At 68.0% G+C, this 366-nt stretch carries 1 pseudogene; it reads right to left on the bottom strand.

Annotated features, from left to right (window positions below):
• A pseudogene (locus tag P0D89_RS54275) lies at window positions 1-366 on the bottom strand (hypothetical protein); the annotation flags it as partial.

Below are 366 nucleotides of genomic sequence, written 5' to 3'. Positions count from 1 at the left end.
GGTAATCACCCGGGTGCGAAAGCGCCCCGGGGTGCGCCGGTTGACGCGGCGATCGAAGATCAGCTGCACCTGGCCCGGGCGTCCGATGTCCAGGTTCTCGCGGATGACCTGCTCGAAGAAGATGCGGCCCGTGACGGGGCGATCGAGCACCTGGGTCAGCGCGAACTCAGCCTGCAGGATCGACAGCGCGTAGCGGTAGCCGGCGGCCCGGTCGTGGCGATCGAAGGGATGGGGCAGGCGCGCCAGCCATTTGCGCAGCAGCCGATCAATCTTGCGCTCGTCGAGCCCATCGCAGATTCGCTGCAGCGCCTTGGGGTCTTCGCACCGGAGGATGCCGTTGTCCAGCGCCTCGAAGGCGATGCCGCG

Source organism: Paraburkholderia sp. RL18-085-BIA-A, from assembly GCF_046027075.1.
Lineage (GTDB): Bacteria > Pseudomonadota > Gammaproteobacteria > Burkholderiales > Burkholderiaceae > Paraburkholderia.
The sequence above is the reverse complement of the archived record's forward strand: the minus strand, read 5'-3'. Positions and strand labels throughout refer to the sequence as shown.